Annotated in this window: 24 protein-coding genes and 1 pseudogene; 12 read left to right on the forward strand and 13 right to left on the reverse strand. The window is 71.3% G+C overall.

Annotated elements, in window-relative coordinates; all coding sequences use genetic code 11:
- From ABZ396_RS13925 to ABZ396_RS13975, 11 genes and pseudogenes are all read right to left on the reverse strand, one after another.
- Positions 1–353: pseudogene (locus ABZ396_RS13925) on the reverse strand (hypothetical protein); the annotation flags it as partial.
- A gap of 217 nt (positions 354–570) precedes the next feature.
- Entirely contained in the window at positions 571–1,140 is a 570-nt protein-coding gene (locus tag ABZ396_RS13930) for an Hsp20/alpha crystallin family protein (protein WP_358926703.1), read from the reverse strand.
- Positions 1,128–2,909, reverse strand: a complete 1,782-nt coding sequence (locus ABZ396_RS13935) for an FAD-dependent oxidoreductase (RefSeq protein ID WP_358926702.1) — start codon at positions 2,907–2,909, stop codon at positions 1,128–1,130. Before ABZ396_RS13935 ends, ABZ396_RS13930 begins: the two co-directional genes overlap by 13 nt.
- Entirely contained in the window at positions 2,909–3,172 is a 264-nt protein-coding gene (locus ABZ396_RS13940) for a UBP-type zinc finger domain-containing protein (RefSeq protein WP_358926701.1), read from the reverse strand. Before ABZ396_RS13940 ends, ABZ396_RS13935 begins: the two co-directional genes overlap by 1 nt.
- Positions 3,169–3,636, reverse strand: a complete 468-nt coding sequence (trxA, locus tag ABZ396_RS13945; RefSeq protein WP_358926700.1) for a thioredoxin — start codon at positions 3,634–3,636, stop codon at positions 3,169–3,171. Before trxA ends, ABZ396_RS13940 begins: the two co-directional genes overlap by 4 nt.
- Positions 3,633–6,272, reverse strand: a complete 2,640-nt coding sequence (clpB, locus tag ABZ396_RS13950) for an ATP-dependent chaperone ClpB (protein ID WP_358926699.1) — start codon at positions 6,270–6,272, stop codon at positions 3,633–3,635. The genes trxA and clpB overlap by 4 nt, the downstream gene beginning before the upstream one ends.
- Positions 6,263–6,634 carry a chaperone modulator CbpM gene (locus ABZ396_RS13955; protein WP_358926698.1) on the reverse strand — a complete coding sequence of 124 codons (372 nt, stop codon included), beginning with the start codon at positions 6,632–6,634 and terminating at the stop codon, positions 6,263–6,265. The genes clpB and ABZ396_RS13955 overlap by 10 nt, the downstream gene beginning before the upstream one ends.
- The gene (locus ABZ396_RS13960) at positions 6,631–7,578 is read right to left on the reverse strand and encodes a J domain-containing protein (protein ID WP_358926697.1); all 948 of its coding nucleotides are present in this window, start codon (positions 7,576–7,578) and stop codon (positions 6,631–6,633) included. Before ABZ396_RS13960 ends, ABZ396_RS13955 begins: the two co-directional genes overlap by 4 nt.
- Before the next feature lie 6 nt (positions 7,579–7,584).
- On the reverse strand, positions 7,585–8,199 hold the full coding sequence (locus ABZ396_RS13965) for a nucleotide exchange factor GrpE (protein ID WP_358926696.1): 615 nt from the start codon (positions 8,197–8,199) through the stop codon (positions 7,585–7,587).
- A gap of 10 nt (positions 8,200–8,209) precedes the next feature.
- Positions 8,210–10,126, reverse strand: a complete 1,917-nt coding sequence (gene dnaK / locus ABZ396_RS13970) for a molecular chaperone DnaK (protein WP_358926695.1) — start codon at positions 10,124–10,126, stop codon at positions 8,210–8,212.
- 38 nt (positions 10,127–10,164) lie between these two features.
- Positions 10,165–10,302 (reverse strand): hypothetical protein, encoded by a 138-nt coding sequence (locus ABZ396_RS13975; RefSeq protein ID WP_358926694.1) that lies wholly within the window; start codon positions 10,300–10,302, stop codon positions 10,165–10,167.
- A gap of 257 nt (positions 10,303–10,559) precedes the next feature.
- Here ABZ396_RS13975 and ABZ396_RS13980 point away from each other — a divergent pair, with 257 nt between their 5' ends.
- Positions 10,560–12,347 (forward strand): helix-turn-helix domain-containing protein, encoded by a 1,788-nt coding sequence (locus ABZ396_RS13980; protein ID WP_358926693.1) that lies wholly within the window; start codon positions 10,560–10,562, stop codon positions 12,345–12,347.
- Between the two features lie 190 nt (positions 12,348–12,537).
- Here ABZ396_RS13980 and ABZ396_RS13985 read toward each other — a convergent pair whose 3' ends face one another.
- On the reverse strand, positions 12,538–13,293 hold the full coding sequence (locus ABZ396_RS13985) for an IclR family transcriptional regulator (protein WP_358926692.1): 756 nt from the start codon (positions 13,291–13,293) through the stop codon (positions 12,538–12,540).
- Between the two features lie 108 nt (positions 13,294–13,401).
- Here ABZ396_RS13985 and ABZ396_RS13990 point away from each other — a divergent pair, with 108 nt between their 5' ends.
- Genes ABZ396_RS13990 through ABZ396_RS14010 form a run of 5 tightly spaced genes read left to right on the forward strand, consistent with a single transcriptional unit; the run spans position 13,402 to position 18,751 of the window.
- Positions 13,402–14,583 carry a zinc-binding dehydrogenase gene (locus ABZ396_RS13990; RefSeq protein WP_358926691.1) on the forward strand — a complete coding sequence of 394 codons (1,182 nt, stop codon included), beginning with the start codon at positions 13,402–13,404 and terminating at the stop codon, positions 14,581–14,583.
- A 22-nt stretch (positions 14,584–14,605) separates the two neighbouring features.
- Positions 14,606–15,892: a Rieske 2Fe-2S domain-containing protein gene (locus ABZ396_RS13995; protein WP_358926690.1), complete on the forward strand. Its 1,287-nt coding sequence runs from the start codon at positions 14,606–14,608 to the stop codon at positions 15,890–15,892.
- A 32-nt stretch (positions 15,893–15,924) separates the two neighbouring features.
- Positions 15,925–16,383 (forward strand): hypothetical protein, encoded by a 459-nt coding sequence (locus tag ABZ396_RS14000; protein ID WP_358926689.1) that lies wholly within the window; start codon positions 15,925–15,927, stop codon positions 16,381–16,383.
- Positions 16,380–17,357: a PDR/VanB family oxidoreductase gene (locus tag ABZ396_RS14005; protein WP_358926688.1), complete on the forward strand. Its 978-nt coding sequence runs from the start codon at positions 16,380–16,382 to the stop codon at positions 17,355–17,357. Before ABZ396_RS14000 ends, ABZ396_RS14005 begins: the two co-directional genes overlap by 4 nt.
- A 44-nt stretch (positions 17,358–17,401) precedes the next feature.
- Positions 17,402–18,751 carry an MFS transporter gene (locus tag ABZ396_RS14010; protein WP_358926687.1) on the forward strand — a complete coding sequence of 450 codons (1,350 nt, stop codon included), beginning with the start codon at positions 17,402–17,404 and terminating at the stop codon, positions 18,749–18,751.
- Between the two features lie 202 nt (positions 18,752–18,953).
- On the opposite strand, the gene ABZ396_RS14015 is transcribed toward ABZ396_RS14010, so the two are convergent.
- The gene (locus ABZ396_RS14015) at positions 18,954–19,874 is read right to left on the reverse strand and encodes a LysR family transcriptional regulator (RefSeq protein WP_358923588.1); all 921 of its coding nucleotides are present in this window, start codon (positions 19,872–19,874) and stop codon (positions 18,954–18,956) included.
- Between the two features lie 143 nt (positions 19,875–20,017).
- Between ABZ396_RS14015 and ABZ396_RS14020 the strand changes: the two genes are divergently transcribed.
- The 6 genes from ABZ396_RS14020 to ABZ396_RS14045 all read left to right on the forward strand — a co-directional run bounded on the left by ABZ396_RS14020 (position 20,018) and on the right by ABZ396_RS14045 (position 25,593).
- Positions 20,018–20,095 carry a putative leader peptide gene (locus ABZ396_RS14020; protein ID WP_350786652.1) on the forward strand — a complete coding sequence of 26 codons (78 nt, stop codon included), beginning with the start codon at positions 20,018–20,020 and terminating at the stop codon, positions 20,093–20,095.
- 142 nt (positions 20,096–20,237) lie between these two features.
- Complete coding sequence (sfnG, locus tag ABZ396_RS14025) at positions 20,238–21,359, forward strand: dimethylsulfone monooxygenase SfnG (RefSeq protein WP_358923586.1); 1,122 nt, start codon at positions 20,238–20,240, stop codon at positions 21,357–21,359.
- Positions 21,360–21,394: 35 nt separating this feature from the next.
- Entirely contained in the window at positions 21,395–22,612 is a 1,218-nt protein-coding gene (locus tag ABZ396_RS14030) for an acyl-CoA dehydrogenase family protein (protein ID WP_358923585.1), read from the forward strand.
- Between the two features lie 61 nt (positions 22,613–22,673).
- A complete protein-coding gene (gene ssuE / locus ABZ396_RS14035; RefSeq protein WP_358923583.1) occupies positions 22,674–23,228 on the forward strand; it encodes an NADPH-dependent FMN reductase in 555 nt (184 codons plus the stop codon).
- Between the two features lie 4 nt (positions 23,229–23,232).
- Positions 23,233–24,417, forward strand: a complete 1,185-nt coding sequence (locus ABZ396_RS14040) for an SfnB family sulfur acquisition oxidoreductase (RefSeq protein WP_358923581.1) — start codon at positions 23,233–23,235, stop codon at positions 24,415–24,417.
- 33 nt (positions 24,418–24,450) lie between these two features.
- Positions 24,451–25,593: an LLM class flavin-dependent oxidoreductase gene (locus ABZ396_RS14045; RefSeq protein ID WP_358923579.1), complete on the forward strand. Its 1,143-nt coding sequence runs from the start codon at positions 24,451–24,453 to the stop codon at positions 25,591–25,593.
- The last annotated feature ends 90 nt before the right edge of the window (positions 25,594–25,683 follow it).

Genomic DNA, 25,683 nt, shown 5'->3' on the forward strand with positions numbered 1-25,683 from the left:
GCCGCGCTACCCGGCCCGGTGAGGACGGGGTCCAGCCCGCCCTGGTGCCACTGGAGGCCCCCCGACACGGGGATGTCGATCTGATGGGCCCCGGGGTCCCCGAACCGCAGCCGCACGTCGGCACCGAACCCGAGCTCCCCTACCGTCAACGGCCCCAGTCTCACCACGTCGAAGGCGGCACTGAAGGCCTGGTCCCGTTCCAGCCGGTCCATGAAGTTGGCGTAGTACGTCTCACCGAGTACCGCCCGGGCCTGCTCCGGATCGACGGTGCTGAAAGAGACCTCACGGGGGGAGACTTCATGGGGAGTTCCGGTGTCCTGGCGTCCCGCGCGGACGTCAACACATGTGTTCATGAGGACATCTTGAAGGGTGCGCGCGCTGTTCAGGCGGGAGGCGGCCGCGAGCTACTCCGGAGGGGGCTCGGCTCGTACAACTGTCCCATGGCGGTGGGGAGTCGGCTTACGGCAGGAGCTCGGCGAGCGACTTCGGTCTCGACCATTTCGCAGGCCGTTTCGCTGTCGGACCCGGTGGGCCGGACGCACACCGGCCGGCCCACCGGGTCGTGCGGCGTCAATGAGCGTCGCTGTCGGTGCGCTGGCCGCCTTCGCTCGTCTCGCTGATCTCGATGTGGCGGGGCTTTGCCGCCTCGGCCTTGGGAACAGTGACCGTGAGCACGCCGTCCTTCATATCGGCTTTGACCTTTTCCGTGTCCAGCTCTCCGGGCAGTTGCAGCCGGTACTCGAACGATCCGGTCCGGCGGGTGCTGCGGCGCAGGATGCCTTTGCGTTCCCTTTCCTTGATCTCTCCGGTGACGACCAGTTCCTGGCCGTTGGCCTCGACGTTGATGTCCTTGGGCTTGACGCCGGGGAGTTCGATCTCCACGTGGAACGCGTCGTCGGACTCGGTGACGTCCGCGAGGGGGGTCCACGCCACCACGGGTGCCGCGGTGGCGACCGTGGATTCGAGCAGCCCGCTCATCTCGTTGAGCAGTTGGTCGAACTCGACGAGCGGGTTCCGTGCCCAGCCGACGGGCGCTTGCTGCATTCCGCCACCGCGGTGGCGTCGGACGGGCGTTGCCATACCCATCGCCTCCTTCTCCTTCTCGGGATGTGAGCGGCCGCCTTCTGTCAGGCGAGCCATGCGGATTCCTTGGGCCGGGAGTGCGGTGAGGTGTCCGTGCCGCCGGGCGCGGCCGTGTGGCCCAGGTGGCGGTGGATGAAGTGGATGGCCATCGCGCCTTCGCCGACGGCGGAGGCCACACGCTTGACCGAGCCGCTGCGGACGTCGCCGGCCGCGAAGACCCCGGGCAGGCTGGTCTCGAGGGTCAGGCAGCCGCGGCCCTGGCTCTGCCACAGACCGGGCACGGAGGAGGCCTGGGCCTCGGCCCCGGTGAGGATGAAGCCGCGCGCGTCGAGGGCGAGCGTGCCGGACAGCCACTGGGTGTGCGGGTCGGCACCGGTGAAGACGAACAGGGCCCGCACCTCGATGCGGTGCCGTTCGCCCGTGCTGTGGTCGACCGCTTCCAACGCCTCCAGCACCTGGTCGCCGATCACCTCCGTCACCTCGGTGTGCAGCAGCACCCGCACCTTCGGGTGACGTTCCACCTGGTCGATCAGGTAGCGGGACATGTGTGCGTCCAGGCTGGAGCCGCGGACGAGGAGGTACACCCGCGGGGCGTAGCCGGCGAGGAACAGCACTGCCTGACCGGCGGAGTTGCCGCCACCGATCACGGCCACGGGATCGCTGCGGCACTGCTGGGCCTCGTAGACGGTGGCCGAGTAGTGGACGCTGGTGCCCTCCAGGCGCTCGATGCCAGGTACGCGAAGGCGGCGGTAGCGGGCGCCGGTGGCCAGCAGGACGGCTCGGGCGGTGATCTCGCTGCCGTCGCCGAATCCGACGGCGTAGTGGTCGTCACGTGGCTCGATGCGGGTGGCCTCCGCCGGGACGCTGATGAGGGCGCCGAACTTGCCCGCCTGGAGCACTCCGCGCTCGGTGAGTTCGGCACCGGAGATCCCGGAGGGGAAGCCGAAGCAGTTGTCGATCCGGGAGGTGGTCCCGGCCTGGCCGCCGGTGGCCAGGGCCTCGACCACGGTCGTGCCGAGGCCCTCGGAGGCGGCGTTCACGGCGGCGGCGAGGCCGGCCGGACCGGCGCCGACGATCAGCAGATCGCCGCGGTCCTGCTGGGCGGGCAGCGGCGGCAGGCCGATGAGCCGGGCCAGTTCGGCGTTGTCGGGGTTGCGCAGCAGCGTGGTGTCCCGCCAGATGACCAGCGGTGTCTCCTGCGGGCCGACGCCGAAACGGCGCAGGAGCGCCTCGGCCTCCTGGTCCGTCTCCAGGTCGATCCAGCGGTGTGGCAGCCGGTTGCGGGCGGCGAACTCGCGCAGCCGCCGGGTGTCGGGTGAATAGCGTGAGCCGATGATGCGGAAGCCTGCGCCCTGTCCGACGAGCAGGGCCCGGCGGCCCAGGCAGGCGCGCAGCACCAGGTCGCCGAGGGTGGGGTCCCGGGTCACCAGGTGGCGCAGCTGGTCCATGGAGAGGGCGAGGACCTCGCCGGGGTCGCGGACCACGGCGGTGTAGAAGGCCACCTGTCCGTGCAGGAGACCGAGTTCGCCGATGAAACGGCCGGGGCCGTGAACGCGCAGCAGGTGTTCTTCTGGGGTTCCGTAGTCCTCAAGGATGGCGACAGAGCCGCTGAGGACGACGTAGAACGCCTCGCAGCGCTCTCCCTCCCGGATCAGCACGTCACCGCTGTTCACCGGACGCCGCCGGCCGTGTTCCGCGAGGCGGGCCACCTGGTCGTCGCTCAGCCGGGGGTAGGCGCCGTAGACGTCCGGGCTCTCGAACGGGACGGCCTCGTCCTCGTCCTCGGGCGCGGGCGTCGCATGCGGCCGCATCTCGTCGCCGGACATCACACGAACGCCTCGTGGACGAAGCACCACCGCCAGTTCTCGCCGGGCTCCAGCGACGCCACGACGGGATGGCCGTCGGCGGCCGCGTGCCGGCGGGCGTGCCGGTGCGGCGAGGAGTCGCAGCAGCCGACGTGGCCGCAGGTCAGACAGAGCCGGAGATGGACCCACGGGGAGCCGATCCGCAGGCACTCCTCACAGCCGTCGAGGGTGCGCGGCGCGACGGGTCGTACCAGGGCGAGATGGGGGTCGGCGCGTAGGGTCATCGCGGATCACCTTCCTGGGCCGGTGCGCGACCCGCGATCGACTGCTCCACCCACTTGCGCAGCGCGGGGGCGGGGGCGGCCCCCGCCTGCCGGGCGACGATCTCCCCGTGGTCGAGGACCAGCAGTGTCGGTACGGCCTGGACCTCGAACCTGCGTGCCAGCCGCGGGTTCCTGTCGATGTCGACCTTGGCCAGTTTGATCCGTCCGGCCAGGTCGGCGGCGACTTTCTCCAGAGCTGGGCTGACCATGTGGCAGGGGCCGCACCAGGTCGCCCAGAGGTCGACCACGACGGGCACGCTGGACTTCTCGACCACCTCGGAGAAGTTGTCGTCGCCGGCGTCGACCGTCCAGGGCAGGGGCTGCTTGCAGTTCCCGCACCTCGGGCTGCCCTCGGCGGCCGCGGGCACCCGGTTGGCGCGTCCGCAGTGCGGGCAGCGGACGGTCGTGGCCTGCATGGTGCTCATGCCGCCATCGCCTCCTCACCGGCTTGCGGTTGTTCGTAGGTGACCACCAGTTCGCCTTCGCGGGCGTCGACCCGGATGGTGGCGCCGTCCTGGACGTCGCCACGCAGCAGGGCCCGTCCGACGAGGGTCTCCACCTCGTGGGAGATGTAGCGGCGTAGCGGCCGCGCCCCGTACACCGGGTCGTAGCCCTGGTGGGCGATGAACTCCTTGGCCGCGTCGGTGAGTTCGACGGTGATCCGGCGCTCGGCGAGCCTGCTGCGCAGCTCGTCGAACTGCAGCTCCACGATCTTCTCGATCTGGGCTTCGCCGAGCGGCTTGAACAGCACGATGTCGTCGACACGGTTGAGGAACTCCGGCCGGAAGTGGCCGCGCAGCTCGCCCATCACCAGTGCCCGGGCGTCCGGCTTGACCTCGCCGTCGGCGGTGACGCCGTCGAGGAGGTACTGGGAGCCGATGTTGGACGTCATGATGATCACGGTGTTGCGGAAGTCGACCGTGCGGCCCTGGGCGTCGGTGATCCGGCCGTCGTCGAGGACCTGCAAAAGGGTGTTGAAGACGTCGGTGTGCGCCTTCTCGATCTCGTCGAACAGGACGACCGAGTACGGCTTGCGGCGCACCTGCTCGGTGAGCTGGCCGCCCTCCTCGTAGCCGATGTATCCGGGCGGCGCGCCGACCAGCCGGCTGACCGTGTGCCGCTCCTGGTACTCGCTCATGTCGAGGCGGACGATGTTCTCCTCGGAGTCGAAGAGCGCCGCCGCTAGGGTCTTGGCCAGCTCGGTCTTCCCGACGCCGGTGGGGCCGAGGAAGATGAACGAGCCGATGGGCCGGCGCGGGTCGCGGATGCCGGAGCGGGCCCGGATGATGGCGTCGGCGACCAGCCTGACCGCCTCGTCCTGGCCGATGACCCGCTCGCGCAGGATCTCGTCCAGCCGCAGCAGCTTCTCCCGCTCACCTTCCTGGAGCCGGGCGACAGGGATGCCGGTCCAGGCCGCGACGATGTCGGCGATCTCCTCCTCGGTGACGACCTCCCGCAGCAGCCGGTTCTGGCCCTGCTTGGCGGCCAGTTGGTCCTCCTCGGCCTTCAGCCGGCGCTCCAGCTCCTGGAGCTTGCCGTAGCGGAGTTCGGCGGCCCGGTTGAGGTCGTAGTTGCGCTCGGCCTCCTCCGCCTGCTGGCGGACCTGTTCCAGTTCCTGGCGCAGTTCCTGGACCCGGCGGATGGCCTGCCGTTCCGCCTCCCACTGGGCGTGCTTGGCGTCGGCCTCGGCGCGCAGGTCGGCCAGTTCCTTGCGCAGCTCCTCCAGACGCGCCTTGCTGGCCGGGTCCGTCTCCTTGGACAGGGCCGCCTCCTCGATCTCCAGGCGGGTCACCCGGCGGGTGATCTCGTCGAGTTCGGCGGGCATGGAGTCGATCTCGGTGCGCAGCCGGGCGCAGGCCTCGTCGACGAGGTCGATGGCCTTGTCCGGCAGGAACCGGTCGGTGATGTACCGGTGGGAGAGGGTCGCAGCGGCGACCAGCGCGGTGTCCTGGATCTTGACGCCGTGGAAGATCTCCAGGCGTTCGCGCAGGCCGCGCAGGATGGAGATGGTGTCCTCCACGCTCGGCTCGTCGACCAGCACCTGCTGGAAGCGGCGTTCGAGAGCGGCGTCCTTCTCGATGTGCTGCCGGTACTCGTCCAGGGTGGTCGCGCCGATCATGTGCAGTTCGCCGCGCGCCAGCATGGGCTTGAGCATGTTGCCCGCGTCCATGGCGCCCTCGGCGGCGCCCGCGCCGACGACGGTGTGCAGCTCGTCGACGAAGAGCAGGATGCGCCCCTCGGCGGCCTTGACCTCGCTGAGCACGGCCCGCAGCCGTTCCTCGAACTCGCCGCGGTACTTGGCGCCTGCCACCAGTGAGCCCATGTCGAGGGCGAACACCGTCTTGTCGCGCAGCCCTTCGGGTACGTCACCGCGGACGATGCGCTGGGCCAGGCCCTCGACGATGGCGGTCTTGCCGACGCCGGGGTCGCCGATGAGAACCGGGTTGTTCTTGGTCTTGCGGCTGAGGATCTGGGTGACGCGGCGGATCTCGGCGTCGCGGCCGATGACGGGGTCGAGCCGGCCTGAGCGTGCCTCGAGGACCAGGTCTCGGCCGTACTTTTCCAGTGCCTCGTAGGCCACTTCGGGGTTGGCGGAGGTGACACGCTGGTTGCCGCGGACCTGGGTGAGGGCGTTGAGGAACGACTCCCGGGTGACGCCGAACTCCTTCAACAGCCGTCCGGCGGCGGTCGACGAGCCCTCCTCGGCCAGGGCGAGCAGCAGGTGTTCCACGGACACGTACTCGTCCTTGAGGCGCTTGGCCTCGCGCTCGGCCGCGTCCAACAGGCGGGACAGGCGCTGGGTGACGAAGACCTGCCCGGGCGCCGCGCCGGGTCCGGTGACCCTGGGACGCCGGGAGAGGTCCTCCTTCACGGCGGCGCGCAGTTCCTTGGGTTCGCCTCCCGCCTGTTGCACCAGTCGTGGGACCAGGCCGTCCTCCTGGTCGAGGAGGGCGAGCAGCAGGTGTTCGCCGTCGACCTCGGTCTGCCCCATGCGTACGGCGGCGCTCTGGGCCTCCTGCAGGGCTTCCTGGGACTTCTGGGTCAGGCGGTTCATGTCCATGGTGGGGAATCACTCCTCGTACCGGCGCGGCGCAGTGCGGCTTCGAGCAGGCTGATGCGGTCGAGCAGGTCGAGCACCAGTCCGATGGATGCGTAGTTGAGGCACAACCCGGTGCGCAGCCGCTGGACGCGGGCGAGAGCGGCGGGGGCCGTGGGGGCGAACGTGAGCCGCCCGGCGGGGTCGCGGTCGGCGTCCACCAGCCCGAGGGCCACGAACCGGCGGACCAGGTCGGGGTGGAGGCCGGAGCGGCGCGACACGGTATCCAGGGACAGCATGGGCACGGGCACGATCGCGTACTGGACGCGCACGCCCGCCGGCGCCGCCCCCGCACGCTGGCGCGCTTCGGCCGGTCGGTCGCTCATCGGGTCCTCCTGGGATCGAACGAGGAGACGGCTGCGAGTTCCTCGAACAGCTCACGCTCACGGTCGGTCAGCCGGGGCGGCACCATGATCCGGAGCTCGGCGTACAGGTCGCCGTTCTTGCCGCGCGGGTTGGGCATGCCCTCGCCGCGCAGCCGGAGCCGCCGGCCGCTGGAGGAGCCGGCGGGCACGTTGACCTTCGCCGTGGTGCCGCTCGGGGTGGGTACGGGTACGCTCGCGCCGAGCGCGGCTTCCCAGGGAGTGACCGGGACCTCGACGTAGACGTCCCGGCCTTCGAGACGGAACTGGGGGTGCGGCTGGATCCGCACCCGCAGGTACAGGTCCCCGGCCGGCGCGTCACCGCTGCCGCGGCCGCCCTCGCCCGCCAGCCGGATACGCTGCCCGTCGACGACGCCGGGCGGCACATCGACGTCGTAGCTCCGCTGTCCGGAGGGCCCTCCGAGGGTGACGCTCCGGCGGCCCCCGCGGTAGGCCTCCTCGACGGTGAGAGGCAACTCCGCCTCCTGGTCGGCTCCCGGGACGCGCGTCCGTCCGGCGCCGCCGAAGAAGGAGCCGAACAGGTCCTCGATGTCGACACCCTCGTCGCCGAATCCGGAGGTGGCGTACCGCACCCGGGGGCCGCCGCCCCCGCCACCCCCGCCGCCCCAGCGGAAGCCGCCGCCGGCTCCCGCGCCGGCGCCGACCCGCTCCTCCCAGTCGTCGGGGATCTTCCGGAAGTCCTCGCCGAACCGGTCGTACTTGGCCCGCTGGTCGGGGTCGGACAGGACGCTGAAGGCCTCGTTGATCTCCTTGAAGCGGTCCTCCGCTCCGGGATCCTTGTTGACGTCGGGGTGGTACTTGCGGGCCAGGGTGCGGTACGCCCGCTGTATCTCGTCCTTGTCGGCGGTGCGCGGGACGCCGAGTACCTCGTAGAAGTCGCGTGCCATCGGCGGTCACTCCCGCTTGGCCACGGTCACGGCGGCCGGCCGCAACTGCCGTTCGCCCGTTCCGTAGCCGGGCCGCATCACCTGGACCACCGTGTTCGGCTCGGCGTCGGCGTCCTGGACCACGCCGACGACCTCGTGCCGGGCGGGGTCGAACAGGACGCCGGTCTCCGAATGGCGCTCGAAGCCGAGGCGTTCGAGGATACTCGCCGCCTGGTCCCGCACGGCCCGTACGCCCTGGACGATCGCGTCGGGCTCCGCGTCGGCGTGGCTCAGGGCCAGTTCGAGGTTGTCGATGACGGGCAGGAGGGCCGAGGCCGTACGGGCGCGTTCGGCCACGCGTTCCCGGTCCAGTTCCTTGGCGTGGCGTTTGCGCAGATTGTCGAGGTCGGCCAGAGCACGGCGCCAACGGTCCTCGACCTCCTTGAGCGCGGCCGCGTACTCGTCCTCGGGTGCGGCCGGGCCGGTCGCCGCGTCGGGCCCCGGTTCGGCCTGGTCGGCCGGCGATTCGGGCTGAGGCAGGTCCCCGAGCGGCGGTCCGGGCTGGGACACGTCCCCGCTCGGCGGCGCCGCGGCGCCTTCCGGCGGCGGGTCGGGCGTGCGGTCCTGGGGAGGGATCGGCATGACGGACTCCTCAGCCCTTGTCGAACTCGGCGTCGATCACGTCGTCGTCACCGCCCGTGCCGCCCGGCGCGGCACCGCCCGGTCCGGTTCCGTCCGGCGCCCCGGTGTCCGCCTGACCGCCCGCCGGCGCTCCTGGCTGGTGGGCGGCGAGACCGGCGTAGACCTGCTGCAGTTCGGAGATCAGCGGCCGGACCTTGTCCACCCCGGCCTCGTTCTTGACCGCGTCGCGGGCCTCGCCCACCAGCATCTCGGCGCGGGCCTTCTCATGCGCGGGCGCGTCGTCGCCCAGCTCGCCCAGGCGCTTTTCGACCTGGTAGGCGATGGCGTCGAGTTCGTTGCGGGCGTCGATGGCCTCGCGCAGCGCCTGGTCCTGGTTGCGGTTGCGCTCGGCCTCCTCGATCATGCGCTCGACCTCGCTCCGGTCGAGGTTGGAGGTGTCGCTGATGGTGATGCCCTGCTCCTTGCCGGTGTCCTTGTCACGAGCGGTGACGTTGAGGATGCCGTTGGCGTCGATGTCGAACGTGACCTCGATCTGCGGCTCGCCGCGGGGCGCGGGGCGGATGTCGGTGAGCTGGAAGCGGCCGAGGACCCGGTTGTCGGCGGCCAGTTCGCGCTCGCCCTGGAGGACGACGACGTCGACGGCGGGCTGGTTGTCGGTGGCGGTCGTGAAGGTCTCGGTGCGGCGCACCGGAATGGTGGTGTTCCGCTCGATGATCTTCGTCATGACGCCGCCGGCGGTCTCGACGCCGAGGGACAGCGGGGTGACGTCGAGCAGCAGGACGTCCTTGACCTCGCCCTTGAGGACCCCGGCCTGGATCGCGGCGCCCATCGCCACGACCTCGTCGGGGTTGACGCTCATGTTGGGGTCCTTGCCGCCGGTCAGCCGGCGTACCAGGGCCTGTACGGCGGGGATGCGGGTGGAGCCGCCGACGAGGATGACCTCGTCGATGTCGTTCTCGCCGACCTTGGCGTCCTCCATGGCCTGCTTGACCGGGCCGAGGCAGCGTTCCACCAGGTCAGCGGTGATCTGCTCGAAGGTGGAGCGCATGATCGTCGTGGTCAGGTGCTTGGGCCCGGAGGCGTCGGCGGTGATGAACGGCAGGCTGACCTGGGTCTGGGTCACCGAGCTGAGCTCCGTCTTCGCCTTCTCGGCCGCCTCGAACAGGCGCTGCAGGGCCTGCGGGTCCTTGCGCAGGTCGATGCCGTTCTCCTTCTGGAAGCCGTCCGCCAGGTGGTCCACCAGCCGCCGGTCGAAGTCGTCGCCGCCGAGGTGGCTGTCGCCCGCCGTGGAGCGCACCTCGACCACGCCGTCGCCGACGTCGAGGATGCTCACGTCGAAGGTGCCGCCGCCGAGGTCGAAGACCAGCACCGTCTCGTGCTGCTTCTTGTCCATGCCGTAGGCCAGGGCGGCCGCTGTCGGCTCGTTGATGATCCGCAGCACCTCAAGGCCGGCGATCCGGCCGGCGTCACGGGTGGCGGTGCGCTGAGCGTCGTTGAAGTAGGCGGGCACGGTGATGACGGCCTCGGTGACCCGCTCGCCCAGTTGTTTGGAGGCGTCGTCGGCGAGCTTGCGCAGGATCAGGGCGCTGATCTCCTCTGGCGAGTACAACTTGTCGCGCACTTTGAAGCGGGCGGCTCCGCCTTCGCCCTCGACGACGTCGTACGCCACGGCCTTGGCCTCTTCGGATATCTCGTCGAAGCGCCGTCCGATGAACCGCTTGGCCGAGTAGATGGTGCCCTTGGGATTGAGGATCGCCTGGCGTCGGGCCAGCTGGCCCACCAGGCGCTCTCCGGTGTCGGTGAAGGCCACCACGGACGGTGTGGTGCGGTTGCCTTCGCTGTTGGGAATGACGGTCGGCTCGCCGCCCTCCCACACCGCGATCACCGAGTTGGTGGTGCCCAGGTCGATTCCGACTGCCTTGGCCATGATGAGGAACTCCTTCCACGACGCCGAGCTGCGCCTGTTCAGGTGGGCTGGACGTCCTGGCCGGCGATGGCGGTTTCCCGGACCGGGCAGCCCTTCTCCGCCAGGCGGTCGACCGCTTGGTCGGCTCCCTGGTGGGTCGGGTGCACGGCGGCGGTCCTGACGGGCCGCTTGTTCATCGGCCGGTTCTTCCTGCCGGCGGGGGCCCAGTGATGCCCATACACCCAGCGTCGCCATTCGGCGGGCGGCCCGCGTGCGCCTGGCGGGGCGAAAAACGGTCGCGCCGATCGGCCTCTCGGGGTGAATCCGACTTGTCAAAGTAAATCGGGTAAGTCGGGACCGGCTGGGTACCTGGAGTCTGGGCTCGTCCCGTGCGGGCATCCAGAACCCGCACGCACGATCGCCACTCCGAGGCCGGGGAGAACGGAGTGATCTCATGGCCGACTGTCCGAAGCGGCAGGCGTCCCGTCGTCCGCCCGATCAGGCAGGCGCACGCTACCCGGGATACGCCCCCGGCGCCCATCACCACCCGCTCCGCCGCCACGCGGGGGCGGGTCCGGCCCAGGCCGCACGGGATCCGTTCGGGCTGCTGGCGCTGTCCCACACCTTGTTCGACACCGAGGACGAGACCGAAATCCTCCGCCTTTCCATGTCCCACCTCGGCGGGCTGGGGCCGTACCGCGCCGAGGTCGGCTACCTGATGGTCGGGGAAGATCTGACCCGCACGTCGCCGCACGCACGCTGTGGCAGCGGAGGCCTCGACCTCCAGGTCCGAGCGCTCGCCGGGGCGGACGGGCCCGTGACCCTGTCCGGGCGGCTGTGGAGCCGGGCGTTCGGTCTGCGCCTGTTCGGCAACCTGATGGGAGCGCTGGTGGTGTCGTCCTCCTCCGTACCCACCGAAGAGGAGAAGTCGCTGCTCATGTCGCTCATCGGGTTCACCTCGGTGGCCCTGTCCCTCGCCTCGGCACAGCACCGCCGGCATGCCGACACCCGTGAGCTGATCCGGCTGCGCAGCGAACAGGACACCGCGCACAGGCAGCTGAGCGCTCTCAGATCCGAGCGGGACCACCAGCGGCGCGTGGACGGAGCGCTCGACGAGGTGGCGGCCTCGGGCGGCGGCGAGGACGGCATCACTCGTGCCCTGCACGAGCTCACCGGGCTGCCGGCGCTGGTCGAGGACCGGTTCGGCAACCTCCGCTCCTGGGCGGGTCCGGGCCGGCCCGACCCCTATCCGGCGCGGGCGCCCACACGGCAGGGGGACATGCTGCGGCAGGTGGCCCTGTCGGAGGAACCCGTACGCATCAAAGAACGGGTGGTCGCTCTCGCCCAGCAGCGCGGTGAGGTTCTGGGAGTGCTGGCCCTGGTGGACCCCGACGGCAGGGCCGAGGGGCGTGACCTGTTCGCCCTGGAGCACGCGGTACAGGCGCTCACCCTGGAACTGATGCATCTGCGCAGCCTGGCCGAGGTCGAGTTGCGGCTGCGCCGCCAGTTGGTCGACGACCTGCTCGAGGGCACGGACGAGGCCAGCGCCTATGCCCGCTCGGAGGCTGTCGGCCACGACCTGCACCGCCCCCACTACGTGATCGTCCTGCACTGGCCGGGCAGGCCGGTGGACGACCTCCTCGCCCGCGCCGTGGAACGGGCGGCGGCGACCGTGGGCATGCGGCCGCTGGTGACCCGGCGTGGCGACCGGATGGTGCTGCTGACCGAAGACCGCCCCCGGGGCACCGCCCTGCACGCGGCGCTGGCCCGGGAACTCGGAACGCCCGGCGGGGCGATCGGTGTCAGCACCCGCTGCCCCAGCCCACGCCGTATACCCCGCTGTTACGAGGAGGCGCAACGGGCCGTGGAAGTGCGCCGCCAATCGCGTCAGCAGTACGGCACGACCTTCTACGACGAACTGGGCCTGTTCCGGCTGCTCGGACCAGGCCAGGACCGCGCGGAACTGGAGGCGTTCGTGCGGGAATGGCTCGGCCCGCTCCTCGACTACGACGCGGAGCACGGCACGGACATGGTCCAGACGCTGACGCAGTACTTCGACTGCGGCGGCAACTACGACGAGACCGCCGGCGTACTGGCCGTCCACCGCAGCACGCTGCGCTACCGGCTCCAGCGCATCCGTGAGATCAGCGACCGCGACCTCGCGGACGTGGACACACGGCTCAATCTCCAGGTGGCGACACGGGTGTGGAGGATCCTGCTGGGCGGGCGGAGCTCACCGTGAGGCGGTGTGCGAAGGCCTGACCGGGGAAGCCGGGGTGTCTCCCGGCAGCCTGCTCACCCCTGGGCCGGGAACCGCCGGGCCGAGCGGCGGCCGAAACCGCACGACCGGTCTGCGTCCTTGAGGCCCGTCGCCACACGCCGGCCCCGGCCGCCTGCCCCCGCTCCGGACGTCGCGTCGTCACCCGGTGTCGTCAGGTGCCGAGGGCCTGCGAGATGCGGTCCGCGGTCTTCGTCACCTGCTCGATGACCGAGGCGCGCTGGGCCTCGTCGAGGCGGAAGGCCGGGCAAGGCGCCGAGAGGGCGGCAACGGTCTGCGTACCCTCCTTGACCGGTGCGGAGGCGGCCCACACCCCCTCGTCGATCTCCTCGTGACTGACCTCCCAGCCCTGGTGCACCGCGTGGTCGATCTCGGTGAGGAACGCCTCGCGGCCGTTGACCGGGGGCAACGCGCCGCCGGCGAGCGCCTCGTCGACGTAGCGCAGACGCTCGGCCGCGGACAGGCCGCCCAGCAGGAGGCGGACGCTGGCCCCCCGCAGCGCGGGCAGATGCTGCCCGGGCTCGAAGGACAGCCGGAAGGGGCGCAGGCTCTCCACCCGGTGGATGCACACGGGCCGTCCGTGCACCAGCCGGCTGAGGATCACCGTCTCCTGCGTGCTCTCCGAGAGCTCGCGCATGAACGGCTCCGCGATGTCCACCAGCGGGGTCGCCTGCCGGGCGGCCCGTCCGAGGGCCGCGACCCGCATCGTCAGGTGGTATTGGCCGCGGTCGCCCTCCTCGATCAGTCCCATGTCCCGCAGCAGCGCCACATAGCGGTGAGCCGTGGGCACGGGAATCTCCAGATCCTCGGCCAGTTGGCGCACCGTGGCCACCGGCCGCTGCTCCGTGAAGGCGAACAGCAACTCCAGAGCCCTGCGTCCGCTGTCCGCGCCCGCCTTCGAGGCTGCCACCGATCCTCCGCTCATGTCCGGCCGTTGACGCCTGCCGCGCCCCGCCCTACTGTATCGAAATCACACAGCGATAAGACATTATCGCACAACGATAGTAAGGAGGGTGTGGTGGAGGGTTCACAGCCGATCACCTCCCGCCCCGCGGCACTTCGGAGCACCGACACGGACTGCCTGCCGGAGACGGCACGGGCCAGCGTCGCGCTGCCCGGCGCGCGCGGTGAGGTGCGGTCCTTTCCGCTGAGGCCCGCGGGGCCGGGGGAAGGCTGGCTGAAGGTCACCGCGTCCGGGATCTGCGGGACGGACGTCGCCCTGTTCCAGCGGGGAGTGCCCGCGGCGACCGTGCTCGGCCACCATGTCGTCGGCCGGATCGCGGCCATCGGCCCGGAGGCGGCCCGGCGTTGGGGTGTCGGCCCCGGTGACCGGGTGCTGGTGGAGGAGTACCTGCCCTGCGGCCGGTGCGCCGACTGCGCCTCGGGCGCGTACCGGCTGTGCCCGCAGACCGACCTGTGGGGCGGCGGGCGACGCATCGGCACGGTCCCGGTCACCGAGGACCCGGCACTGTTCGGCGGCAACGCCGAGTACATGGTCCTCCCCGGCAACGCCGTCGTGCACCGGCTGCCCCCGCAGCTTCCGGAGGAACTCGCGGCCTGGGTCCTGCCGTACGCCAACGCCGTCGACTGGGTGCTGCGCGCCGGACGGCTGAGGCGCGGCGAGAACGCCGTCGTGCTCGGTCCCGGCTATCACGGCCTCGCCGTGACGGCCGCCGCTCTGCTGGGCGGGGCGGCCCGGGTCGTCGTCGTGGGTCTGCCCCGGGACGCGGAGCGACTCGGCATGGCCGAGGCAATGGGCGCCACCGCCGTCGTCGCCGAGGAGTCCGGCGCCTGGGGCGAGGCGGTACGGGCCGCCCTGGGCGCCCCGTGCGACGTCGTCGTCGACACCAGCGGCGCCGATCCGAAGGTGGTCGACGTCTGCGTGGACCTGCTCGGCCACGGTGGCCGCCTCGTCCTGACCACCCCGAAACAGCCGGCCGCCATCGCCGCCGACACCGCGGCGATGATCCGGCGCTGCCTCACGCTGACCGCGGTCCGCGGCCGTTACCCGCAGGCCATCGCCACGGCCATCGACTCCCTTTCCGAGGGCAGTTCGGGCCTGGACCGCGTGCCCACCGTGGAGATCGCCCTGGAGGAGGTGGGCGACACGCTCGCCCGGCTCGCGACCGGCACGGGACCGGCCTCCCCGCACATCGTCGTCCGGCCCCATCTCACCCACCGCGGCACCCGGCACCCCTGACCCGACCCGAGGAGACAACCGCATGCTGACCAAGGAACAGAACGAACGACTGGTGCGCACCGACCGCGGCACCGAGCTGGGCACCCTGCTGCGCCGGTACTGGATCCCCGCGCTGCTCGCCGAGGAGATCCCCGAGCCCGACTGCCCGCCGGTCCGGGTCAAGCTGCTGGGGGAGAACCTGATCGCCTTCCGCGACACCCAGGGCCGCATCGGTCTGCTCGACGAGTTCTGCAGCCACCGCACCGCGTCCCTGTTCTTCGGCCGCAACGAGGACTGCGGTCTGCGCTGCGCCTACCACGGCTGGAAGTACGACATCGAAGGCAACTGCGTCGACATGCCGTCCGAGCCGCCCGCCAGCCGCTTCCACGAGAGGATCAAGCAGACGGCCTACCCCTGCGTCGAGCGCGGCGGCGTCGTCTGGACCTACATGGGCCCCCCGGAGCTGAAGCCCGACCTGCCAGAACTGGAGTGGGCCACCCTGCCGCCCGAGCACGTCTTCGTCTCCAAGCGGCTGCAGGAGACCAACTTCATGCAGGCCATGGAGGGCGGGATCGACTCCAGCCACGTCTCCTTCGCCCACCGCTTCAACATGGACGACGACCCCATGCACGCGGGCACCCCCGGCATCGCCTACCTCAAGGCGGACACCCGGCCCAGGTTCGAGGTCATCGAGTCCGACGGCGGCCTGCTGATCGGCGCCCGCCGCGAAGCCGACGAGGACAACTACTACTGGCGCGTCACCCAGTGGATCATGCCCTGGTACACGATCATCCCGCCGTTCGGCACCCACAACCCCCTGGGCGGCCACGCCTGGGTGCCCATCGACGACGAGAACTGCTGGGCCTGGAGCATCAACTACCACCCCACCCGCCCCCTGCGCGAGGACGAACTCGCCGCGATGCGCCGGGGCGAGGGCATCCACGCCAAGTACCTGCCCGGCACCTACCGTACGGCCGCGAACAAGACCAACGACTACCTCATCGACCGTCAGGCCCAGCGCGAGAAGCGCAGTTTCAGCGGTGTCGAGGGCATCGCCGCCCAGGACTTCTCCCTGCAGGAGAGCATGGGCGCGATCGTCGACCGCACCAAGGAACGTCTCGGCACCTCCGACGCCGCGATCATCCTCGCCCGCCGCCGGCTGCTGGCCGCCGCCGAGGTCGCGGAGAAGGACGAGCCACTGCCGGGGGACCGGGCCGAGCACCACCGGGTGAGGTCGGCCTCGGTCCTGCTGCCCAGGTCGACGCCCTTCCAGGAAGGGGCCAAGGACGCACTCGTCGTCCGGCCCGGCGAGGACTTCACCTCCATCTGATCCGCCCGCACCCGGAAGGAGGGCTCGCCGCCATGCCGACAGCCTCCCGCACCAGCCGGTCCTACCAGGCCGACGTACTCCTCGTCCCCCTCGAACCACGCGCCCGCGCCGCCGTCGCGGGCCCGGACCCGCTCGCCGCACTCGCCGGGATCACCATCGCCGGGACCGACCCCCAGGCGGGGGACACCCGTCACGACGTCGTGGTCATGCTGGCCCACGACCTGCCCGCGGTCGCCCCCGGCCTCGTCGCCCGGCTCGGCGCCTCGGCCCACGAGGCCGGCGCGCTGGTCGGCGCGATCATCGTCAGCCCCGACCGCACCTGGCGGGGCCCCGAGGCCCGGCGCGCGGCCGCCGCCCTGCGAGCCGCCGCCGACACCGTCGTCGTACTCAGTGGCATGGCACCGGCGACGGCGCTCCTGCAGGTGCTGCGCGGCGGCCCCGGTACCGCAGGCACGGCCAACCCGACCCGGCGAAAGACGGACCGGCCATGACGGAAACCGACTGGTACCAGGCCGTAGTCACCCAGGTCCGCCTGGAAGCCGAGCAGGTGATCTCCCTGGTGCTCGCCCCCGCGGCCGGCGCCGCCCTGCCGGACTGGGAGCCGGGCGCCCACATCGACCTGCGCCTTCCCTCCGGACTGATCCGGCAGTACTCGCTGTGCGGCGATCCCGCCGACCCCCACTACACGGTCGCCGTGCTCCGCGAGGAGGCCGGGCGCGGCGGATCCGCCGAGATCCACGACACCGCGCTGATCGGCAGGACCCTTGCCGTGCGCGGTCCGCGCAACCACTTCGCCCTTGAACCCGCCCCCCGCTACGTCTTCCTCGCGGGCGGCATCGGGATCACCCCCGTCCTGGCCATGGCCCGCCACGCCACCCGGCAGGGCGCCCCCTGGTCACTGCACTACGGCGGACGACGCGCCGACACCATGGCGTTCACCGCGGAGCTGCGCCGACTCGCCCACCAGGCGGGTGCGCCCCTCACCCTGCGCAGCGACGACGCGGAGGGCCCGCTGCCCCTCGCCGAGATCATCCACGACGCCCCCGAGGGCAGCCTCCTGTACGCCTGCGGCCCCGCGGGCATGCTCACCGCACTGCGGACCGCGGTCGAGGCCGGCCGGCCCGAACTAACCCTGCGCACAGAGCAGTTCACCGCCACCGCGACACCCACGCCGGTCCCGGAGGGCAACGGCACGGCCGCCGCGTTCGAGGTCCGACTCGCCCGCACCGGCGAGACCGTGACCGTCGAACCCGGCACCACGATCCTCGACGCCGTGCGCCGTGTCCGTCCCGACGTCCTCTCCTCCTGCGAGGAAGGCTTCTGCGGCACCTGTGAGACGAAGGTCCTCGCAGGCGAGCCCGTTCATCAGGACACCATCCTCAGCGAACGGGAGCGGGCCGCCGGCAACACGATGATGATCTGCGTCGGCGGCTGCGCCTCACACCGACTGGTCCTGGACCTCTGAAGGCTCCACCACGTCCCCGCATCCATACTCACGGAGGTTCAACGATGAACCTGTCGTCACACAAACCTGCCCAGCCGCCCGAGCACCGGCAACTGTCGCCGTACCGCTGGGTCGTCCTGATCGGCTGCTGGGTCTCCTTCACCCTCACCTCCATCGACCGTTCCACCTGGGGTCCGGCCTCGGTCTTCGTCGGTGAGAGCCTGGCCGTTCCGCTGGCCGGCCTCGGCGCCTTCGCCACCGCCTACTACGTCGGTTACGTCATCTCCAACGCCCTGGGCGGCCTGGGCGTGGACCGCTACGGCGGCCGCATCCTGCTGACCGGCTCCCTGCTGGGGGCGGGTCTGGGCATGACCGCCTTCGGCTCGACGACGTCGGCCACGGCCGGCATCGCGCTCCAGGCGCTCGTCGGACTCTTCGCCGGCGCCGACTACTCCGCCGGCGTCCGGCTCATCACCAGCTGGTTCCCCTCGACCCGCCTCGGCCTGCCGCTGGGGCTGTTCACCACGGCCACCTCCCTGGGCACCGCGACAGCCAACACCGTGGTCCCCGGGCTGATCGCCAGATACAGCTGGCACGCCTCCTACCGCCTGTTCGGGCTCATCTCCATCGTGCTGGCCGTAGTGCTGTTCTTCCTGGTGCGCTCGGGCCCGATGCTCGACACCGGCGACACGGACAAGTCCGGCGCCGGCCGTCGTGGACGCAGGCTCGATCTGGGCGCCCTGGTACGCAACCGCAGTCTCGTCCTGACCTGCGTGACCGGATTCGGCGGCTTCTGGGGTCTGTACGGGTTCGTCACCTGGGCGAACGCCCTGATGATCAAAGGGCACGGAATCGACTCCGCGAGGGCCGGCCTGGTGGTGTCCGTCTTCGCCGTCTCCGCCATCGCCGTGAAACCGGTCGTCGGCTTCGTCACGGACCGCTTCTTCGGAGGCGCCCGCCGGGGCCCGACCGCCGCGATCCTCGCCGTCTTCGCCGTGACGCTGGTGTGTTTCGGTGAACTCGGCAACTCGACGGCGCTCATCTGGCTGGCTCCGCTGCTGGGCGCCGCGGCCTACGGGTGGACGCCTCTGGTCGTCGCCCTGGTACCCAGGCTGGTTCCGTCCTCGGTGACGGGCTCCGCCTCCGGTATCGCCAATGCCACCTGGCAGCTGGGCAGCGTGGTCGTCCCCGTCGTCGTCGGCATGGTGTTCTCGGCGACCGGCTCCTTCAGCGCGGCTTTCCTCGCCCTGGCCGCCGGCCCGTTCATCGGCTGTCTCGTCATGCTTGCCGTCACCGACCGGCCGGCGTCCACGACCGCACCCCACGAGGACGGCGCGTCCGTCGTCGAGCGTGCGCCAGGGACACCGCCGGAGCCGACCGCCCCACGTGCGGCGGTGAACGACCCTCGTCCGTGAGGGGTTCCACCTCGCTCGTGAGCCGGCCGGCGCGACCTTTTCGGTGCGCCGCCCGGTCAGGAGGCGGCCAGCTGCGATCGGTCGTCCAGGGCGCCTCGTCCGGCGCCCTGGACGACCGATCGCCGGCGCGTTTCCGGACACCCAGGGTGCCGGCGGTTCCGGCCGGTCCGCCTGTGCGTGCAACGTGTCGGAGCCGTCGCGGTCAGGGGCGGCGCGGAAGGTGCCCGCCCAGGTCGCGTGCCCGGCGCACGAACGTCTCGTGCAGATCCCGCGCCGCCCGCGGCACCGACTCGGCGCGTCGGCGCTGGAGCATCAGCACCACCGGGGTGGGGTCGCCGCACAGCGGCCGGCACACGATCGTCCCCTCGCGTTCCAGCGGGTCCCCGACCACACTGAAGTCGGGCAGCACCGTCGCCCCGAGCCCCTCCGCGACCATCAGCTTCCCCATCTCGGCGCCGTCGGTCGAGTACGAGAAGGCGGGTGCGCGGCCCGCCAGCAGCCGGTGCACATAGCGGTGCATCACATAGCCCGTGCGCATGGCGATCAGCGGCACGGTGAGCAGATCGTCGGCGGACACCTCGGCCCGGCCGGCGAGCGGGCTGTCCGGCCGTACGCACACCACCGGCCGCCCGCGCAGCAGTTCGGTGGCCTCGAAGCCGGCGGGCACATCGTCGCCGTCGAGGTGGTTCACCAGCCCCAGATCGAAACCGCCCTCGGCGAGGCCCCGGTGGATCTCCGTCTGCTGTGCGCCCACCACCTCGACCTGGGTGACCGGATGCGTGGCCCGGAAGTCCCGCAGCACCGGGATGAGGAGCGGCACGGTCGCCGCGTTGACCGTGCCGACGCGCACCATACGGCTGATGCGGTGCTGCTCGCCCGCCGCCACCCGCAGCCGGTCCACCGCCTCCAGCACATCGACGATGCGTGGCATCAGCTCCTGCCCGGCCGCGCTCATCGTCGCCCCGGTGCGCTTGCGCTCCAGCAGGTCGACACCCAGCTCCCGCTCCAGATTCCGCACGGTCTCGCTCAGCGCGGGCTGTGAAAGACGCAGTTCGTCAGCCGCCCGGCGCAGCGAGCCGAGCCGGGTCACGGCCGCAATGTATTCCAGCTGTTCGGTCCGCACCCCAGCAGAATGCGCGGCCTTTCGGGACGCGTTCAAGGGTTTCCCTGTCACACGTTCGTGAAATTCAATGGTCCGCGATACGAGAACGGTCGGGTTTTCCTTGACGGCTCTCGGCGGCGGCTGCGACCATCGACAGCATGAAGATGCGACTGGACCTCACGCGGCGACGCCACGTCGACCTCGCGCGCGTCTCCAGCGCCTCCTGTTGCGCCGCGGCCTGATCACCACGCCAGGATCCGCCGCGCCGTCTTCCTCTCCTTTTCCCGCCTGAATTCACCGTGCCCGCGAATTTCAGCGTGCCCGGCACCCTTTGAATTCCGGCGTGCCCGAAAAGCTCGCGACACCTCGCAACAGGAGTTCCGCATGCCCGCCGCGCCCTTGAAATTCGCCTACTGGGTCCCCAACGTCAGCGGAGGACTCGTCACCAGCAAGATCGAGCAACGCACGGACTGGGGGTACGACTACAACCGCGAACTCGCCGTCCTCGCCGAGAACAACGGCTTCGAGTACGCGCTCAGCCAGGTCCGCTACATGGCCAGCTACGGCGCCGAGTACCAGCACGAGTCGACCAGCTTCAGCCTCGCGCTGCTGCTCGCCACCGAGCGGCTGAAGGTGATCGCCGCGATCCACCCCGGTCTCTGGCACCCGGGCGTGCTCGCCAAGTTCGGCGCCACCGCCGACCATATCTCGGGCGGACGTTTCGCCGTGAACGTCGTATCGGGCTGGTTCAAGGGGGAGTTCACCGCGCTCGGTGAGCCCTGGCTGGAGCACGACGAACGCTACCGCCGTGCCGAGGAGTTCATCCGCGCCCTGCGCCAGATCTGGACCGAGGACCACACCGAACTCGCCGGTGACTTCTACCGGTTGCGGGACTTCTCCCTCAAGCCCAAGCCGCTCAACACCCCCGAGCGCCCGCACCCGGAGATCTTCCAGGGCGGCAACTCCACCGCCGCGCGCGCCATGGCAGGCCGGGTCTCCGACTGGTACTTCTCCAACGGCAAGGACTTCGACGGGGTCGTCGAGCAGATCAACGACGTCCGCAAGGCCGCTGCCGAAACAGGCCGTACGGCGCCCGGGTTCGGCCTCAACGGCTTCCTCATCGCCCGCGACACCGAGGCCGAGGCCCGCGACACCCTCCGCGAGATCATCGCCAAGGCGGACGGTGAGGCCGTCGAGGGCTTCGGCGCCGCCGTGAAGCAGGCCGGGCAGTCCACCGCCGACGGCAAGGGCATGTGGCAGGACTCCACCTTCGAGGACCTCGTCCAGTACAACGACGGCTTCCGCACCGGGCTGATCGGCACCCCCGAGCAGATCGCCGAGCGCATCGTCGCCTACAAGAAGCTCGGCGTCGACCTCTTCCTGCTCGGCTTCCTCCACTACCACGAGGAGGTCGAGTACTTCGGCAAGCGCGTGCTGCCCCTGGTCCGCGAACTGGAGGCCGGGCTCCCGGACAACGAGCCCGAGTCCGCCCCGGCCCACGCCTGACCGCCCCCCCCCACAGCGAAAGAGGTCACCGCAGCATGAGCACCGTCACGCCCGCCGACTGGCAGACCCGCCCCGCCCCCACGACCGCCGACGAGTGGATCGCCCGCGCCGCCGAGGTCGCCGCGGTCCTCGCCACCGACGCCGCCGCCCGCGACCGGGCCGGCGCCACCCCGCACGCCGAGGTGCGGCTCCTCAAGGACTCCGGCCTGGTCACCCTGCTCGGCCCCACCGAGCACGGCGGCGCCGGCCAGGACTGGCCCACCGCCTACCGGGTCGTCCGCGAGGTCGCCAAGGCGGACGGCTCCATCGGCCAGTTGCTCGGCTACCACTACCTGTGGAACTGGGCCGCCCGGCTGGTCGGCACCCGAGAGCAGTGGGAGCACGTCGAGGCCGAGGCCGCCCGCAACCAGTGGTTCTTCGGTGGCGCGGTCAACCCGCGCGACCAGGACGTGGTCGTCGCCGAGGACGGCGACGACCTGGTCTTCACCGGCCGCAAGTCCTTCTCCACCGGCAGCAGGGTCTCCGACGTCACCGTCCTCGAAGGCGTCTTCGAGGGCACCGACCGGCATGTCTTCGCGATCGTGCCCTCCGACAGCGAGGGCCTGACCTTCCACGACGACTGGGACAACATCGGCCAGCGGCTCACCGAGAGCGGTTCCGTTACCCTCGACGGCGTCCGCACCCCCTGGTCCTCGGCCGCCGGGTACGTCGACAAGGAGTTCCGGCCCCGCGTCTACAACACCCTCAACGTCCCCACCATCCAGTTGGTCTTCGTCAACTTCTACCTGGGCATCGCGGCCGGCGCCCTGGAGACCGCGGCGACGTACACCCGGACCAGGTCCCGTGCCTGGCTGCACGGCGGCCACGAGCGCGCGGTCGACGAGCCGTACGTCATCGACACCTACGGGGATCTGACCGCCAAGCTCTGGGCGGCCGAGGCCCTCGCCGACGCCGTCGCCGCCGAGGGACAGAAACTGCACGACGACCCGGACGCTGTCAACCCCGAGGCGCGCGGCGCCTTCGAGGTCCGGGTCGCCGCGATCAAGGCCCGCGCGACGGATGTCGCCCTAGAGACCGGCAACCGGATCTTCGAGGCCACCGGCGCCCGCGCCACGGCCACCGCCGAGGGCCTGGACCGCTTCTGGCGCAACGTCCGCACCCACACCCTCCACGACCCCGTCGCCTACAAGCGGCGCGAGGTCGGCCGCTGGGTCCTCGAAGGCGAACTGCCCGAGCCCACCTGGTACTCCTGACCGCTCCCCGCCGGGCGCCCGTCCCGCACGGGCGCCCGGGCTCCCAGAAAGAGGCAGTCCCATGGCCACCGTCCTCTCCGTATCCGGCAGCCCCTCCGCCTCCTCCCGCACCGCCCGCCTGCTGCGCCACCTCGACCAGCGGCTGACCGCCCACGGCCACGAGGTCATCCAGCTCGACGTCCGCACCGTCCCCGCCGACGCCCTGCTCGGCGCCGACTTCCGGCACCCGGCGATCGTCGAGGCGACCGAGCTGTTCGCCCGCGCCGACGGGATCGTCGTCGGCACGCCGGTCTACAAGGCGTCGTACTCCGGTGTGCTCAAGGCCCTCCTGGACCTGCTCCCGCAGTACGCGCTCACCGGCAAGACCGTGCTGCCCCTGGCCACCGGTGGTTCCATCGCGCACGTCCTCGCCATCGACTACGCGCTCCGCCCGGTGCTGAGCTCCATGGGCGCCGCCCATATAGTCCAGGGCTGGTTCACCCTCGACAAGGACATCACCGTACGCGAGGACGGCACGCTCGCCCTCGCACCGGCCGTCGTCGAGGCGCTCACCCCGATCGTCGACCAGTTCTCGGCCGCGCTCGGCCGTCGGCCCGTCCTCGCCGCGGCGGGCTGAACCGATGACCGCGCATGTCATCGCCGACGACACCGAGGCCCTCGCCGTGGCGGCGGCCCTGGCCGAGGAGTTCCGGGCCGGAGCGGCCGAGCGGGACGCCCAACGCCGGTTGCCCCGGGCCGAGCTGGACCGGCTGTCGGCCTCGGGCCTGCTGGGCGTGACCGTGCCCGCCGAGTACGGCGGCGCCGATGTCCGCGCCGTCACCGCCACCGAGGTCTTCCGGCTGCTCGGCTCCGCCGACGGGAGCCTGGCGCAGATTCCGCAGAGCCACTTCGTGTACGTCAATGTGATACGCCGTCAGGGAACTGAGGAACAGCGGAAGTTCTTCTTCGCGGAGCTGCTCGCGGGCAGTCGTCTCGGGAACGCGCAGTCTGAGGCGGGGACGAAGCACGTCCAGGACATCCGGACCCGGCTGGAGCGCGCGGCGGACGGGTCGTATGTGCTGCGGGGCGTCAAGCACTACTCCACCGGCGCCCTCTTCGCCGACTGGATCCCCGTCCTCGCCCGCGCCGACGACGACAACCTGCACGTCGCGTACGTGCCCCGGGACGCGCCCGGTCTCACCGTCGTCGACGACTGGGACGGCATGGGGCAGCGTACGACCGCCAGCGGGACGGTCCGGCTGGACGGCGTTCCCGTGCCTGCCGACCGCGTGCTGCCCCACCACCTGACCTTCCAGGGACCGCAACTCCACGGCGCGGTGGCCCAGTTGCTGCACGCCGCCATCGACGTGGGGATCGCCGGCGCGGCCTTGGCCGAGGCGGCGGAGTTCGTGCGGACCAAGAGCCGGCCGTGGTTCGAGAGCGGGGCGGAGACCGCCGCCGAGGACCCGTTGCTGATCCAGCGGTTCGGTGAACTGGCCCTCCGGGTAAGGGCGTCCGAGGCACTGCTGCGGGAGGCGGCCCGCGCGGTCGACGCGGCGGGAGCCCGGCTCACCGACGAGTCGGCCGCCGAGGCGTCCATCGCAGTGGCCGCCGCGAAGGTGCAGGCGGCCGAGGCGGCCGTGGCCGTCGCCGGGGCGCTCTTCGAGGTGTCCGGGACCCGCTCCGCGCTCAACTCCCTCAATCTGCACCGGTATTGGCGGGACGCCCGCACCCACACCCTGCACGATCCGGCCCGCTGGAAGCTCCAGCACATCGGCCGGTACGTGCTCAGCGGCACCTTGCCGCCCCGCCACGGCCTGTTGTGACGGCCTCAGGCCCCTCTCGATCGGAGACCCCTCGTGTCCCTCACCTTCCACTGGTTCCTGCCCACCAACGGGGACAGCCGCTATGTCGTCGGCGGCGGCCACGGCACCCCGGCGACGGCCTCCGGCCGGGACCGGCCACCGACGGTCGCCTATCTGAGCCAGATCGCCAAGGCCGCCGAGGACCTCGGCTTCGTGGGGGCGCTCACCCCTACCGGCGCCTGGTGCGAGGACGCCTGGCTGACCACGGCCATGGTCAGCCAGCACACCGAACGGCTGAAGTTCCTGGTCGCCTTCCGGCCGGGCTTCGTCTCGCCCACGCTCGCCGCGCAGATGGCGTCCACGTTCCAGCGGCAGACGGGGGGAAGGCTGCTGCTCAATGTGGTGACCGGCGGCGAGAGTCACGAGCAGCGGGCCTACGGCGACTTCCTCGACAAGGACGCGCGGTACCGCCGCACCGGTGAATTCCTTGAGATCGTACGGCAGTTGTGGGAGGGCAAGGCCGTCGATCTGAAGGGGGAGCACCTTCGGGTCGAGGACGCGAAGCTGGCCCGGGTGCCGGATCCGGTTCCCGAGGTGTACTTCGGGGGGTCCTCGCCGGCCGCCGGGGAGGTCGCGGCCCGGTATGTGGATGTGTATCTGACCTGGGGGGAGCCGCCGGCGCAGGTCGCCGAGAAGATCGCCTGGATCCGGGGGCTGGCGGCGAGTCAGGGGCGCACACCGCGGTTCGGGATCCGGCTGCATGTCATCACCCGGGACACCTCGGAGCAGGCCTGGGCCGAGGCGAACCGGCTGCTCGACGGGTTCGATCCGGAGACCGTACGGTCGGTGCAGTCGGGGCTCGCGCGCAGTGAGTCCGCGGGGCAGCAGCGGATGCTGGCGCTGCACGGCGGCCGACGGGACGCGCTGGAGATCCACCCCAACCTGTGGGCGGGCATCGGGCTGGTGCGCGGGGGCGCGGGTACCGCGCTGGTCGGCTCGCACGAGGAGGTCGCCGCGCGGATCAAGGAGTACGCGGCGCTGGGCATCGAGGAGTTCGTGCTGTCCGGGTATCCGCATCTGGAGGAGGCGTACTGGTTCGGCGAAGGGGTTCTGCCTCGCCTCGCCCAGGAGGGGCTGTGGCGGCATCCCTTCGGGAGGAGCGACGTTCCCTCGGCGCAGGTGCCGTTCGCGTCCTGACGGCGTGCCGGTGCCGGCCGGGGGCCGGCACCGAACAGCACCGGGAGCGACTCCATGGTCCGCAGCGGCCGGGGGTGGAAGAGCCGCAGC

Origin of the sequence: Streptomyces sp. NPDC005866, assembly GCF_040629895.1 — a bacterium.
Lineage (GTDB): Bacteria > Actinomycetota > Actinomycetes > Streptomycetales > Streptomycetaceae > Streptomyces.

Bases quoted from the DNA above. Each gene is read 5' to 3' on its own strand.
- ABZ396_RS13930 (WP_358926703.1), bottom strand. From the start codon at position 1,140: ATGGCTCGCCTGACAGAAGGCGGCCGCTCACATCCCGAGAAGGAGAAG.
- ABZ396_RS13935 (WP_358926702.1), bottom strand. From the start codon at position 2,909: ATGTCCGGCGACGAGATGCGGCCGCATGCGACGCCCGCGCCCGAGGAC.
- ABZ396_RS13940 (WP_358926701.1), bottom strand. From the start codon at position 3,172: ATGACCCTACGCGCCGACCCCCATCTCGCCCTGGTACGACCCGTCGCG.
- trxA (WP_358926700.1), bottom strand. From the start codon at position 3,636: ATGAGCACCATGCAGGCCACGACCGTCCGCTGCCCGCACTGCGGACGC.
- clpB (WP_358926699.1), bottom strand. From the start codon at position 6,272: ATGGACATGAACCGCCTGACCCAGAAGTCCCAGGAAGCCCTGCAGGAG.
- ABZ396_RS13955 (WP_358926698.1), bottom strand. From the start codon at position 6,634: ATGAGCGACCGACCGGCCGAAGCGCGCCAGCGTGCGGGGGCGGCGCCG.
- ABZ396_RS13960 (WP_358926697.1), bottom strand. From the start codon at position 7,578: ATGGCACGCGACTTCTACGAGGTACTCGGCGTCCCGCGCACCGCCGAC.
- ABZ396_RS13965 (WP_358926696.1), bottom strand. From the start codon at position 8,199: ATGCCGATCCCTCCCCAGGACCGCACGCCCGACCCGCCGCCGGAAGGC.
- dnaK (WP_358926695.1), bottom strand. From the start codon at position 10,126: ATGGCCAAGGCAGTCGGAATCGACCTGGGCACCACCAACTCGGTGATC.
- ABZ396_RS13975 (WP_358926694.1), bottom strand. From the start codon at position 10,302: ATGAACAAGCGGCCCGTCAGGACCGCCGCCGTGCACCCGACCCACCAG.
- ABZ396_RS13980 (WP_358926693.1), top strand. From the start codon at position 10,560: ATGGCCGACTGTCCGAAGCGGCAGGCGTCCCGTCGTCCGCCCGATCAG.
- ABZ396_RS13995 (WP_358926690.1), top strand. From the start codon at position 14,606: ATGCTGACCAAGGAACAGAACGAACGACTGGTGCGCACCGACCGCGGC.
- ABZ396_RS14000 (WP_358926689.1), top strand. From the start codon at position 15,925: ATGCCGACAGCCTCCCGCACCAGCCGGTCCTACCAGGCCGACGTACTC.
- ABZ396_RS14005 (WP_358926688.1), top strand. From the start codon at position 16,380: ATGACGGAAACCGACTGGTACCAGGCCGTAGTCACCCAGGTCCGCCTG.
- ABZ396_RS14010 (WP_358926687.1), top strand. From the start codon at position 17,402: ATGAACCTGTCGTCACACAAACCTGCCCAGCCGCCCGAGCACCGGCAA.
- ABZ396_RS14020 (WP_350786652.1), top strand. From the start codon at position 20,018: ATGCGACTGGACCTCACGCGGCGACGCCACGTCGACCTCGCGCGCGTC.
- sfnG (WP_358923586.1), top strand. From the start codon at position 20,238: ATGCCCGCCGCGCCCTTGAAATTCGCCTACTGGGTCCCCAACGTCAGC.
- ABZ396_RS14030 (WP_358923585.1), top strand. From the start codon at position 21,395: ATGAGCACCGTCACGCCCGCCGACTGGCAGACCCGCCCCGCCCCCACG.
- ssuE (WP_358923583.1), top strand. From the start codon at position 22,674: ATGGCCACCGTCCTCTCCGTATCCGGCAGCCCCTCCGCCTCCTCCCGC.
- ABZ396_RS14040 (WP_358923581.1), top strand. From the start codon at position 23,233: ATGACCGCGCATGTCATCGCCGACGACACCGAGGCCCTCGCCGTGGCG.